The sequence below is a fragment of the Aliikangiella sp. G2MR2-5 genome (genome assembly GCF_015687155.1).
Taxonomy (GTDB): domain Bacteria; phylum Pseudomonadota; class Gammaproteobacteria; order Enterobacterales; family Kangiellaceae; genus Aliikangiella.
In genome coordinates this window covers 153,526-166,438 of record NZ_JADPQF010000006.1, presented here as the reverse complement: position 1 = coordinate 166,438, position 12,913 = coordinate 153,526, and the positions used below count along the sequence as shown (strand labels likewise).

13 protein-coding genes are annotated in these 12,913 nt (G+C 41.7%); 2 read left to right on the top strand and 11 right to left on the bottom strand.

What is annotated here, in order from left to right; translation table 11 throughout:
* Positions 1-21: 21 nt before the first annotated feature.
* The 4 genes from IYN84_RS17460 to IYN84_RS17445 all read right to left on the bottom strand — a co-directional run bounded on the left by IYN84_RS17460 (position 22) and on the right by IYN84_RS17445 (position 3,725).
* Complete coding sequence (locus IYN84_RS17460) at positions 22-903, bottom strand: ABC transporter ATP-binding protein (RefSeq protein WP_196140549.1); 882 nt, start codon at positions 901-903, stop codon at positions 22-24.
* Between the two features lie 65 nt (positions 904-968).
* On the bottom strand, positions 969-1,724 hold the full coding sequence (locus IYN84_RS17455; protein WP_196140548.1) for a TIGR04219 family outer membrane beta-barrel protein: 756 nt from the start codon (positions 1,722-1,724) through the stop codon (positions 969-971).
* A gap of 78 nt (positions 1,725-1,802) precedes the next feature.
* Positions 1,803-2,411, bottom strand: a complete 609-nt coding sequence (locus tag IYN84_RS17450; protein ID WP_196140547.1) for a YajG family lipoprotein — start codon at positions 2,409-2,411, stop codon at positions 1,803-1,805.
* 144 nt (positions 2,412-2,555) lie between these two features.
* Positions 2,556-3,725, bottom strand: coding sequence for a methyltransferase (locus IYN84_RS17445; protein WP_196140546.1), 1,170 nt, complete (start codon positions 3,723-3,725; stop codon positions 2,556-2,558).
* Positions 3,726-3,919: 194 nt separating this feature from the next.
* On the opposite strand from IYN84_RS17445, the gene IYN84_RS17440 reads away from it, so the two are divergent.
* On the top strand, positions 3,920-4,291 hold the full coding sequence (locus tag IYN84_RS17440) for a response regulator (RefSeq protein ID WP_196140545.1): 372 nt from the start codon (positions 3,920-3,922) through the stop codon (positions 4,289-4,291).
* 21 nt (positions 4,292-4,312) lie between these two features.
* On the opposite strand, the gene IYN84_RS17435 is transcribed toward IYN84_RS17440, so the two are convergent.
* The 7 genes from IYN84_RS17435 to map all read right to left on the bottom strand — a co-directional run bounded on the left by IYN84_RS17435 (position 4,313) and on the right by map (position 11,355).
* The gene (locus IYN84_RS17435) at positions 4,313-4,525 is read right to left on the bottom strand and encodes a hypothetical protein (RefSeq protein ID WP_196140544.1); all 213 of its coding nucleotides are present in this window, start codon (positions 4,523-4,525) and stop codon (positions 4,313-4,315) included.
* 98 nt (positions 4,526-4,623) lie between these two features.
* On the bottom strand, positions 4,624-5,316 hold the full coding sequence (locus IYN84_RS17430) for a M15 family metallopeptidase (RefSeq protein ID WP_196140543.1): 693 nt from the start codon (positions 5,314-5,316) through the stop codon (positions 4,624-4,626).
* The gene (gene dapE, locus IYN84_RS17425; protein ID WP_196140542.1) at positions 5,316-6,461 is read right to left on the bottom strand and encodes a succinyl-diaminopimelate desuccinylase; all 1,146 of its coding nucleotides are present in this window, start codon (positions 6,459-6,461) and stop codon (positions 5,316-5,318) included. Before dapE ends, IYN84_RS17430 begins: the two co-directional genes overlap by 1 nt.
* A gap of 40 nt (positions 6,462-6,501) precedes the next feature.
* Positions 6,502-6,855 (bottom strand): Spx/MgsR family RNA polymerase-binding regulatory protein, encoded by a 354-nt coding sequence (locus IYN84_RS17420; protein ID WP_196140541.1) that lies wholly within the window; start codon positions 6,853-6,855, stop codon positions 6,502-6,504.
* A 31-nt stretch (positions 6,856-6,886) separates the two neighbouring features.
* On the bottom strand, positions 6,887-7,711 hold the full coding sequence (gene dapD / locus IYN84_RS17415; RefSeq protein ID WP_196140540.1) for a 2,3,4,5-tetrahydropyridine-2,6-dicarboxylate N-succinyltransferase: 825 nt from the start codon (positions 7,709-7,711) through the stop codon (positions 6,887-6,889).
* A 63-nt stretch (positions 7,712-7,774) separates the two neighbouring features.
* The gene (gene glnD / locus IYN84_RS17410; RefSeq protein ID WP_196140539.1) at positions 7,775-10,441 is read right to left on the bottom strand and encodes a [protein-PII] uridylyltransferase; all 2,667 of its coding nucleotides are present in this window, start codon (positions 10,439-10,441) and stop codon (positions 7,775-7,777) included.
* A gap of 137 nt (positions 10,442-10,578) precedes the next feature.
* Positions 10,579-11,355, bottom strand: a complete 777-nt coding sequence (gene map, locus IYN84_RS17405) for a type I methionyl aminopeptidase (RefSeq protein WP_196140538.1) — start codon at positions 11,353-11,355, stop codon at positions 10,579-10,581.
* A gap of 178 nt (positions 11,356-11,533) precedes the next feature.
* Here map and IYN84_RS17400 point away from each other — a divergent pair, with 178 nt between their 5' ends.
* Positions 11,534-12,820 (top strand): FAD-binding oxidoreductase, encoded by a 1,287-nt coding sequence (locus tag IYN84_RS17400; RefSeq protein ID WP_196140537.1) that lies wholly within the window; start codon positions 11,534-11,536, stop codon positions 12,818-12,820.
* The last annotated feature ends 93 nt before the right edge of the window (positions 12,821-12,913 follow it).

The following is a 12,913-nucleotide window of genomic DNA, read 5'->3' as shown; positions in this document are numbered from 1 at the left end:
CTATCTATCCTTCCTAATGCTCTAGTTTCTTAAGTGATGGCCTGTTAGTTTTATGAAGAGGTCTTCGAGGTTTGGAGTCCTGATTTGGAGTCCATCGAGAGAAAGGTTATGATCGAGCAACTGACGAATGCTTGCATCAACATCGACAGTTAAAATTTCGACCCGTTGATTATTTGCCTGAAAAATAATATTTTTATCATTAAGTTCTTTAGCCAGGCTTGCAGGCAAACTTATTATCGAGCCGTCAAAGTGTTCGGCTAACATGGCTTGAGGGGTTCCCTGATGAATAATTTTTCCCTGATCGACAATAACGATTTCATCACAAAGTGATTCTGCTTCATCCATATAGTGGGTTGTAAGCAAAATAGTTTTATTTTGCTTCTTAATGTTATTAATCAGTTGCCAGAAATTTCGCCGTGACTGAGGATCCAGTCCTGTCGTTGGTTCATCAAGGAAAATAATCTTTGGATCATTTAGCATCGCGAGTGCTAAAAGGAGACGCTGTCTCTGGCCGCCAGATAGTTTACGAGTGTCGCGATCGATGATTTCTTCCAAAGCACACATCTCTATCAGCTCATCTCTGGATAGAGTCTTTTGATAAAATTTGGAAAACAGAGTTAATGTTTCACCTACAGTCAAAAAGTCCTGAATAGCTGTATGCTGAAATTGAATACCTACTCTCTGATAATAATCTTTGTTAAGAGGCTTTCCCTGAAATAGAATCTCACCGCTAGTAGGCTTCAATATACCTTCCATCATTTCGATAGTAGTCGTTTTACCAGCGCCGTTAGGACCTAACAGGCCGAAGCAAGTATTTTCAGGAACAGAAAAGCTAATATTGTTTACTGCTAGAGTATCAGCGTAGCGTTTCGAGAGATTTTTTATTTGGAGGAGTTCAGCCATCAGTGGATTCTAATGGCTGAACCAGGAAAAGAAAAGTAGTTATTTATATTTCAGTTCAATAGCTATTAGAAGTGATAGAACACACTAATATATGAGCCATCGAACTCCAAGTCACCGCTAAAGCTGTCGTCAAGAACTTCCAACGAAAATGTTCTGTAGCCCAGCTTTGCACCCAGCCCGAAATCGCTTTCATAACCTACCGAAAACGCAGTATCAGATACTTCGTCATCGTCATAGCTGATCATGTTGATTTCGCCATCGACAAAAAATCCGGTAAGAGGCAGGTCGATTCTTCCTTTTACGTAGAGTAGTGGTATTGTGAAGTCGAGCTCTTCAAACTCATTTAAATTACTTCCTGAGGCAGGAGTTTGTAGACGAACTTCGCCATCATATTTTCTTAAGGTTAAACCTAGATCGAGGTTAATCCAATTATCCAGTGCTTCATAATAGAAAGTAAATTCGGTGTTGCTCATGTCATATACAGTACTGACCTGCTCACTTGCGCTATATGTGGTGCCACCAAAAGTAATGTCGCGAGTCATAACGTTGCTGGCTGAAGATTCCAGATCTGATGAGACTAGTTTTACATTCGGAAGAAAAGGAACAGGATGCTCCAGGGAAGCCCAAAGAACATTGTGGGAGTCGTCACTGAAACCCAAGTCACTTTTCATATCTACATTAGTACCGCTTTCGGAGTTAACAGTACCTTTGTAGTCGGGTTTCCACTGGTAACCTCCAACTTCAAATCCGGCGACATCGGCAAATGCAGCAGACGAAGAAAGAGCGCTGATTAAGACTAGTGTTGTAACTTGTTTTTTCATAGTCATTTCTCTTTTGTTAGGCATACGCTGGTAATTATGGACTATTTATAGCTAAATTGGTGGAAAAATATCACAAATCTAACGAACAGGTTCAATAGTAAAAGTTTGTGTATTCTCTTCTTGAGATTTTTGGGCGAGAGCCTGCAGTTCCCGATCATCAAATATTGCTGTCAACTGAGTGCTTAGAACTTGATTAATCAGACCGGTTACATCATTACTATTGACTGGAATCGCAACTTCCTGAAAACGATTAGATTTAAAAAGCTTTTCTAAAGGTGTGCCTTTGCGTTTTGCCTTTAATCTTATATGGCTATCGACATCGATTCTGGCTTTAAAAAGATCTTTTGATACCTTTGCACTTAGTTGTTCAATCTCAAAAGTGAGAGACAGGTCTGCGAGTAAAGGATCGGTTATTAGTTTGAAGCCTTGCTTCTGAAGCTGGCTAATAATATTTTGTTTAAGTTGCTCACTCTCATTTCCTGGTCCTTTTGCATATTCTTCACCAGTGTAATACGTAGATTCACGCTTGTCCCTCACTTGAACCGCGACAATTGGTGTATGCTCCGAGAGTTTTGACATGCTTTTTATTTCAGGATCAATTCGATAAGCGAGTTGGCCGGTGGTGCAGGATAAGAGCGAAATTGCTGCTGTAAGTACAAAAAATAATCGATAGGTCTTTTTCATCATGATTAATAACCAATATTGCAGGAGAATGAACTAGTACTGAAATGAACCTCAACTTTTGCGAGATCCTGTGGTGCAAAATATAACATAGATGAAATTCATAATGTGCCAGGTAAAACGATTTTTTTGAAAATATTCTTTGAAAGTCTATTTTCGAGGGCTCCTCCCTCTCCAAACGATAAATTTAGGATCATCTGATACTATCGATACATCTTTAAAGCATGTTTTCAAAACTCCCGAATACTTCAAATGGCGGTTCGCAACAAGGTATAGACTACCGTTTGAACTTAATCGGTTTGATGATTGATGCATCATTTTCTTTGCAATGGATAGCGTTTGTACATTTTGCTGGTGAAACGGGGGATTGCATAAAACCAGGTCAATTGTTTCTGTCCCCGTATTTTCCAGACAATCAGTTTGATAAAAGCTACCATTTGTCAGATTATTCTCGATGAAAGTTTTTCGTGCTGAAGCGATTGCCATTGCTGATTCGTCACTCAGAATGACACGCATCGTCGGATAAGCTTGAGCAATCACTGCGCCAATCACGCCAGCCCCACATCCGAGATCAGCAATGACTTTTTCATCAGTTAAAGGCGGTATGTGGTCGAAAAGAACGCGTGTACCCAGGTCCAGTTTTTCTCTCGAGAAGACGCCCGGATAGCCGAAAATGGTTAGCTTTTTATCAGGTAAAACGGGGTTCGCGACCATGTAGCTGGAAAAGCTGCTCATTGGAGCTGGCGCTATTTCTGGATTAGATAATATCAGTCTGGCCTTTTTATGCGCTAATGAAGTCCGTGTAGGGCCAATCAGACGCTCGAATAGAGACAAAGTACTTTTATGAATTTCTTTGGTCATTCCTGCGCCGATTACCATGGTATTCTTGTCGATATGATGACTGATTATTCTCAATTGATATTCGAGTAAGCTCAGGTGCTTGGGGACTCTTATTATGACTACTGAAAAGTATTTTTCTGCAGCAGCTTCTTTTAGGACTCTACTATCAAAACATCCATCTGAAAAAGCGGTAGCTTTGACGTTATCAGGCCAATTGATTTTAAGGTTTTTTTCGATCGCTAACCCCGAAAGATAGGAGTCGGTCATATATTCAGAAGAAAACTCATTTAAAGCGACAGATATAGCACCAAACTGGTCATTAACAACTAGAAACCTTTGCTCATGAAAATTCTCAATATTTTCTGCTAAATATTGGATAATATATTCATCTGCAGCATTCCATGCTCTTAAGTTGGGATCTTTAGTTTGAGGGTATCTTTGTAATCGTAAGTTTTGAAGCTCTTTCAGTGTTGGACTCATAATCAATATTAATTCAACAAATTTATTGCAATTATACCTGTGTTTTAATGTGTACCATGAAAATTTGTCGGCAAAAGTTCGACATTTTTACTAAGATCAAGTTGCAGGGCTGGGATTTTTCTGTGATTTAAAAGTATACTCATTATCAGTTGCAACTCAGCAATATTCTTTATATAAGGAATTACAGTATTATCATGCATTTATTAGTCGCTGACGATAACGAAATCAACCTGAGAGTTGCTTGCGCTTACCTCAAGGCTCTGGGTATTTCTCCTGAGGCGATACACACAGCTTCGAATGGCAGAGAAGCGGCCGAAATGTGCCAACGTCTTCAATTTGATCTGGTTTTCATGGATATTCAAATGCCCGAGGTAGATGGAATTCAGGCTGCCAAAGAGATTCTTTCTGAAAATGGTAAACCAAAGCCTACAATTGTCGCCTTGACCGCTAATACTTCAGAGGAAGCTGAGAGAGAGTATCGCGCGGCAGGCATGAAAATGGTCCTGCATAAGCCTGTCAATAAGTCTGCATTTATGGATGCACTTAAACTTGCTCAGGTATGTTAGTGCGATAACTTTTATCCCCGATTAACAGCTTTTGCCTTCTTTCTTCTCGTTGGAGTTATTTTTGGGTTGCTCACCGCTAGCGGAATCTGGCCAGCTTTCTTCGTCGTCAAACCCGACTTTGGATTTATCGTAGGTATCTGGAAATTTATATTTATTAGCAGTATTAAGAAGGGTAATCATCCCGCCTATTAGAAAAGCAAAGACAAGAATTATCACAATGATTGCCGTTTTCATGCTCGTGGCCTCCCAGTGAACAATATCACTTTATGTTACCGCTTTACTTTCCTAAAAGCTAAACCTTAGTGCAGAAAATTCAGGTCTTATTTATTCTTTTAACTTGTTGATTTGTATATGTTTCTAAAGTATTTATCTTTGTAGTGTTCAATTTGGTTGCCGATGAAACCAGCTGACTTAATATCTGATTTTTCCAGATGTTGGCGGCAGGCGTCATAATCGAATGAATCCAGAATTTGTTGAGCAGTGATTTTGTGGGATATATGCCAAGGTTCTTCTGCAACTCCCTGTTGATATTGCTGGTATGGCCGAAAGAAGCCAAACTCTTCCAGGTTATCATGCAACCATGTATTGAGCGACTCACAAGGACCGCCACGATAAAACTCCTCTGGCTGTAATTCTACCTTATACCCGTCATTTATCGCGCTGGCATTAAAAATATCCAGATCGGTTCCCCAGTGGTGACGACTCATTCCCGGAAGCGCAGACCACAGACAAATTGCTTTATATTTTTCGATATCTGACATTTTGCTCACTGCCAATGGCCGGCCATGGCGAGAAAATACTGGTCGATGACCTTGCCACTTATCGTTCCATATCGAGAGTTGATGCTCAAAGCTTCGATAAGCACTGACTATTGAAATTAAGATGCCATCTTTCTCGGCTTTTGAGAATAAGCGGGTTAAATCTCCAACAATGTTTTGGTGAACTAGAAACTGTTTACCCAGAGCATCGGTAACGGGTACAAGATGGCTCTGATCCAGTCCGCAGCTTTGTTGCCAGTTGAGCATTAATCCAAAAGTACCTTCTTGAGAGTGAGATAGTAGATTTCACTTAGTTCGTCCAGAGCTTTTACACTAACACACTCGTTGATCTGATGTATGGTTTTATTTATTGGCCCTAGCTCAACAACCTGTGCACCGGTCTTGGCAATGAACCTGCCGTCAGAGGTACCTCCGCTGGTCTCCTGACTGGTAGTAATACCTTTTACTTTTTTGATGGAGTCGGCCACTGCATCAATTAGATCATGCGATTGAGTGAGGAAGGGTTCTCCATTGAGTTTCCAGTTCAGTTCAAAGTGGACACAATGTTTTTCAGCGAGAGCCTTTACAGCATTTTGAATCTTTTCATGATGTTGCTCAGTTGAATATCTTAAGTTGAATTCCACTGCGACCTCGCCGGGGACTATATTTACTGCTTCGCCAGCGCTGATCTGTGTGACCTGTAAACTGGTAGGAGGGAAATGCTCATTACCTTGATCCCACTGAATTTTAACCAGCTCATCGATGAAATGTCCTGCCCGGTGAATCGCATTATCGGCAAGGTGAGGGTAGGCGACATGACCTTGTTTACCAAAAATCTTGAGCCATCCGGTTAACGATCCTCTTCGTCCAATCTTTATAACATCTCCCAATTCGGCAGTGGAAGAGGGCTCCCCAACTATTGCGTAGTCTATCGACTGATTTCGTGACTTCAATTCTTCAATCACTCTTACAGTCCCATTAATGAATGGACCTTCCTCGTCGCTGGTAATTAAAAAAGCGATTGAGCCATTGTGCTCGGGATATTCAGTTATAAATCGCTTCGATGCAGTCAGCATCGCCGCCAAAGAGCCTTTCATATCTGCGGCTCCTCGCCCATAAAGCATGCCATCGATCAGGGTCGGTTCAAAAGGAGGACACTCCCACTTTTCAAGTGGTCCTGGAGGAACAACGTCTGTATGCCCGGCAAACACAAAAACGGGTGATCCCTTGCCGCGCATAGACCAGATATTTTGTGTGTCTTCGTAATCCAGGTGCTCGGTATCAAACCCCAAAAAGCCGAGGTACTCTGCCATAAAGGACTGACATCCGGCATCCAGAGGCGTAACTGACTGTCTGGCTATGAGGTTTTTCGCAATATCCAGAGTAGAAGCGTCAAGTGATGGGTGAGACATGATATTTCCTTTAGGATCAACGGATAGAGGAATAATAAGCTTAGTTTAATAGTCGACTTTCCCAGTCGTCTTCATCAAAACCTACACTCCAGACTCCATGATGACAAACCACTGGGCGCTTTATGATGCTAGGATTCTCAACCAATAACTGCACAAGCTGAGAACCAGAAGATGCTTTTTGTTCATCAGACAACTTTCGCCAGGTAAGGCCTCGTTTATTCACTACTTTACTATCACCAATTTCTTTGAACCAGAGAGTGACAAGCTCTGCACTAGGTGCTTCTTTTTTAAAGTCGATGAATTCGCCATCAACGTCTCGCTCGTTAAGCCAGCGTAGCGCTTTTTTGACGGTATCGCAGTTTCTAATACCATAGATTTTTAGTTTATCTGACATAATGATAGCTGCCTGTTTCAATTATCTTTTTTTAATCAATTGTACGGAGTAAGTCATTAACCGATGTTTTGGAACGAGTCTTTTCATCAACCTGTTTTACGATGACTGCACACGCGAGGCTATATTTACCATCATCTGAAGGTAGCGAACCTGGTACCACAACAGATCCTGCGGGTACGCGGCCATAGCTAATTTCACCAGTCATGCGATTGTAGATGCGCGTGCTTTGTCCAATGAATACGCCCATTGAAATAACACTGCCTTTTTCAACGATTACACCTTCAACGATTTCACTTCGTGCACCAATAAAACAGTCATCCTCAATAATAGTAGGGCTTGCTTGAAGTGGTTCAAGTACTCCGCCAATTCCTACTCCTCCGGACAGGTGCACATTTTTGCCAATTTGAGCACATGAGCCGACGGTTGCCCAAGTGTCTACCATTGTCCCTTCGTCAATGTATGCTCCAATGTTAGTGTAGCTTGGCATGAGGACAACATTGGGAGCAACAAAGCAGCCATTTCTAACCACTGCTTGAGGAACTACGCGTACGCCCATATCTTTAAAGTCCTGTTCGCTTTTGCCTCGAAACTTCAAAGGTACTTTATCGTAAAATTGGGTGTGACCGGCGTCAATGACTTCATTGTCTGCTATACGAAAAGAGAGAAGCACCGCTTTTTTGGCCCACTCATTGACTTTCCAGCCATCATCACTTGGTTCGGCTACACGAAGCTTTCCACTATCCAATAGTTGAAGGGTCTCGTTAACGGCGTTTTTTATCTCGTCTGATACACTTGTTGGTGTAATTTCTGCGCGAGATTCAAAAGCGTTTTCAATAATATCAATCAAATGATTCATTTTAATTTCCAATCTATTCAAGTCATTAAATAAGTTAAAGTTAAATATTTTTTCTAGTTAACATCAGGATTCATCGAGCGCCTGTATAAGCTCCTTTGCAATCTCAGCTTGCCTTTCTGAGTCTTGGATCGGAGAGTTATCTTTGTTACTTACGATAAAGGTATCTTCCACTTTTTCACCTAATGTAGTGATTCTTGCATCGTGCAAGCGAACTCCACATTTTTTAAAAGTTTTTCCTACCGTTGCTAACAATCCCGGAAAATCTCTTGCCGTCATTTCGAGCCTGGTGAATTTTGTGTATTCGTCAGGATAAAAGTAAACTTCTGGCTTGATCGTAAAGTATTTGAACTGTCTCGGAGTTCTTCTCCTAACGGTTAAATCAACTTCTTTATCAGGTATCAGATTGCTTAAAATCGTACTTTCAATCTGTTGTCTGATATGGCTTTTAAACTCCTTACCTTTTATCGCTTTTCCTGTATCATCTAGAACAAAAAAAGAATCAAAACAACGACCACTTTTATCAGTATAAATGTTGGCAGCTTGAATCCTTAGGTTCAACTGACTAATAGTAGCAGTCAAAAGCGCAAACAGATTCTCTTTATCAAAGGTGTATACGAAAATCTCTGTACCACTTCTATGCGGCATAGATTTGATACCCACTGTAACCTGGGCATTTTCACTCTTTAAAACTTTTTCTGTATGCCATGCGATCGCTTTTGGAGAGCGCTTGGCAAAATAGCTACTGTGAAGGTTCTGCCATAGCTGCATTATTGCCTGTTCATCGACACCTTTTTTCTCGAGTAATTCGTATGCCGAATCTCTATGAGTCTTCCAGCGACTGCTCAAGTCGACATTTTCGTTCGCCAGATATTCCTTAGTGGCCTGATAAAGCTCTTTTAATAATGAGTCTTTCCAGCTATTCCAAAGGCTATGACTTGTGGCTCGAATATCTGCAACTGTGAGAATATAAAGCAGCTCTAGCTGCTTAACATTACCGACTATTTTTGCAAAGTTCTGAATCACTCTGGGATCGGTAATATCCCTTTTTTGCGCAGTCATTGACATAATCAAGTGATTTGCCACTAACCACTCAATAATCGCGGAGTGTTCAGGGTCGATTTTATGAGCGCGACAAAACTCTTTTACTTCAATAGCGCCTAGCTCACTATGGTCACCACCTCGGCCCTTCGCAATATCGTGAAAAAGTCCTGCCAGAAATATCAATTCAGGGTGCTTTTGCCGTTGCATTATTTCACTGCACAGCGGGAAGTCTTCACTAAGTGATGGATCAGCAAAATTAGTCAGATTCTGCAATAGAAATAAAGTATGCTCGTCAACCGTATAGGAGTGAAACATATCGTATTGCATTTGACCCGATATCTGCTTAAAAGGAACCAGGTAGTCGGCCAAAATACCACTTCTTTTCATCAAAAACATGGCGCGGGACGAAGTATGCAGAATATGCCAAAACTCCACAAATAACTCTTTGTTATTCGAGTTATTGCGAAACGAAGAAGTAATTTTGTAGCGAGCCGCTCTTATCGCTCTTAGAGTCTTTGCTCCAATGCCTTTTAAAGTTGGATCTTTGGCGACATATTGAAATATTTTTAGAAGTTGGCTAGGTTGCTTGACAAACAGTTTGCTACTTTTGGCTTCTACGCGCTGATTCACGATTTGAAAGTGCTCATTTATTTCAGTAATGTCAGTATTTCCACTTGCGTTGGTAATACTTTCTTCCATTACCTGAAGTAATATATCGCAGAGATTTCTAATTAACAGCGCACTTCGGTAATACTGTTTCATCATTTTTTCAACCGCGAGCGCATTACTGCTGTCTTTAAAGCCCAACAGTTTTGCTGCTTTCTTCTGATAATCGAACAATAACCGATCTTCAGCTTTGTTGCTTACCAAATGAAGAGCATATCTTACTCGCCATAGGTAGAGCTGACATTTTGAAAGGCTATAGTATTCCTTCTGTGTGATCAGATTTTCATTGATTAATTCTTGAAGTGTTTTCGGGTAATAGGTTCTCTGGGCAATCCAGCCCAATAAGTGAATATCTCGAAGTCCGCCCGGACTTGACTTAACATTAGGCTCAAGATCAAATGAAGTACCATCGAATCGTTTATAACGATGCTTCTGTTCAACGGTCTTTGCTTCGAAAAAGCTTTTCGCATTCCATATTTTATCCGGAGCAGTTCCTCTTCTCATTTGGTCAAAAAGTAATGGGTTCCCGACGAGTAATCGCGATTCCATCAAGTTGGTTGCTATAGTGAGGTCGTCTTTAGCCAGACTGATGCATTCTTTGGCGGTTCTGACTGCATGCCCAACTTTTAACCGGCAATCCCACAAGAGAGTAATAAATATTTCAATGGACTCTTTTTCTGCCTGTGAAATAGATTTGTCGATAAGAATAAGCAGGTCAATATCCGAGAAAGGATGGAGTTCGCCGCGTCCATAACCGCCAACCGCTATTAGCGAAAGGGCTCTACCCATTTCGAGCTGGTGCCATATCGCGGTGAGCATTTTATCGAGATAGCGGGCGCGATCTCTCACCAAAGTACGAACGTTAGTACCTTCGGTAAATTCACTGGCAAGTTCGGAGTCTAAAGTTTGCAGGTATTGTTTTAAATAGTCCAATAGAACTATAGGAGACTTCTCTCCTTCTTTAAAATCAAGCAAGGCCGTAAGCTGTGAGCTGAGTGAACTTGATGGGCGTCTGGGACTCATTTGTATACCTTGTCTCTTTTTAATAACTTTTTATTGTACAGGGAAGTGTTTTCGAGGTTATCAAAACTTCAGCCGTCTCGACCTGGCATCCAGTATTATAGAAAAAGCCTGACTTGGATAATCAGGCTCCGAACTGTCTAACTAAGATTAAGTGACTCTTCATCTCTTAAAGTCAGGATCTCAACGCCATCGTTGGTCACTAACAGGGTGTGTTCCCATTGTGCAGACAGGCTTTTATCTTTGGTCACTACTGTCCAGTTATCTTTGAGAAGTTTTGAATGACGTTTGCCCGCATTTACCATTGGTTCAATAGTAAACGTCATGCCTTCTTCAAGAATCTCTCCGGTTCCTTTTTTGCCGTAATGTAGCACTTGTGGCTCCTCGTGAAACCCTTCTCCTATTCCATGGCCGCAGTATTCTCGGACAATCGAAAAGCGATGTTTGTTAGCATAGGATTCTATAGCATGCCCAATATCGCCCAGCCTTACGCCTGGTTTAACCATTTCGATCCCTAGATAGAGGCAGTCTTGGGCCACTTTACAAAGCTTTTCAGCGAGTATGGTAGGTTTTCCGACCGTAAACATTTTGGAGGTATCTCCATGAAAGCCATCTTTAATAACGGTAATATCGATGTTGATAATATCACCGTCTTTGAGCTTTTTATCAGCTGGAATGCCATGGCATATAACATGGTTAACCGAAGTACAGATAGACTTTGGAAAGCCGTGGTAGTTTAAGGGCGCAGGGATCGCTTTTTGCACGTCGATAATATAGTCATGACAAATTTGATTAAGTTCGTTGGTTGTTACCCCTTTGACTACATGTGGAGCGATCATATCAAGCACTTCTGCCGCCAACCTCCCGGCAACACGCATTTTCTCTATTTGTTCAGCATTTTTAATAATAATTGACATTCATTTATCCGTTCATTGTGTCTGCGCCACATTTTACTTGAATTAAGAGGAATTGGAATAGCTGGACTTTAGCACTGATTAGCTTGATTCATAATATCTATTAGCGTACTTTGGCGGGCGACTAACTTTCTGAAGAAATACCTTAATCTCTCTATTGAATAACTATGGCGTTAACGCAATGTTGAATTATCCAAACAGTTACTATGCAGCGACTTTAAATGAGCAAAATTCCTACCCGTTATTGCAGGGGGCAAAAGACTTTGAAACCTGCGTCGTTGGAGGTGGATATGCCGGCTTGATGACCGCACTAGGGTTGATTGAAAGGGGACATACCAGTGTTGCGATAGTCGAGCAGAATAAGGTTGGCTGGGGTGCATCCGGAAGGAATGGCGGATTTGTTTTTGGCGGTTATTCACTTGGGCCTGAGCAGTTAGTAGCTCAAGTTGGTCTGGAAAGAGCAAGGTTATTGTATGGGCTTACTCTTGATGCGGTCGACTTGATTCGAAACAGGGTTAAAACATATGAAATTCAGTGTGATCTGGTTGATCAGGGCGTGATACTGGCAAACTGGTTTAAAAAGCAAGCGCCGCTTCTTCAGCTACAAGCATTTATGCGTGACTCTATGGGAGTTGAGTGGGAATATTTGTCACCTTCGGCCTTGCGGCAGCTGGTAAATACAGAGCGTTATACCGGTGGTTTATTCGAACCCAATGCGATGCACTTTCATCCACTAAATTATGCCAGAGGGATTGCATCGGCCATCAAAAATAAGGGGGGGGAGATTTATGAAGGTTCCCCGGCGATCAATATTGAAATGGAGGGAAGTGTTAAAACTGTTAGCTGTAGTAATGGCGAAATTCGTTGTAAAAACCTGGTGATAGCCGGCGGCGGTTATTTGAGCCATATTGCTAGCCCCCTCAGACGTTCAGTGTTACCAATAGCGACCTATGTCATGGCGACTGAGCCACTAGGTGATAAACTTGAACAGAGCATCAATACTAAGGCTGCTATCTACGATACACGTTTTGCCTTCGACTATTACCGTCCTTTAAACGATAGTCGAATTCTATGGGGAGGGAGAGTAAGCGCCAATACAAATTCTCCTGGCGATTTACGTAATCTCCTTTATCAGGATATGCTAAAGGTTTTTCCAGAGATGACTAATGTGAAGATCGATTTTCATTGGCAGGGGTTTATGTCTTATGCGCGCCACCAGATGGCGCAGATAGGGCAGCTTTATCCTAATGTCTGGTATGGTATTGGCTTTGGAGGTCATGGTGTGGCACCGACAACGCTGGCAGGAGAAGTTCTTGCTGAAGCGATCACCGGCGCGTCAGAAAAGGTAAAAGCATTTGAAACTTGGGGACTACCATGGAATGGAGGTGTTTTTGGGCCGCCTGCAGCACAGGTTAGTTATTGGTGGTATCAACTGAGAGACTGGCTTAAAGAAAAGCTTGATTCTTAGCTCCTGCATGAAAAAGCGACACATCTATCTAGCTAGTATCGACCAGCTTTACATGTGTAGATAAAATAGCAACAACTTCGAGAGAGGCTGCAA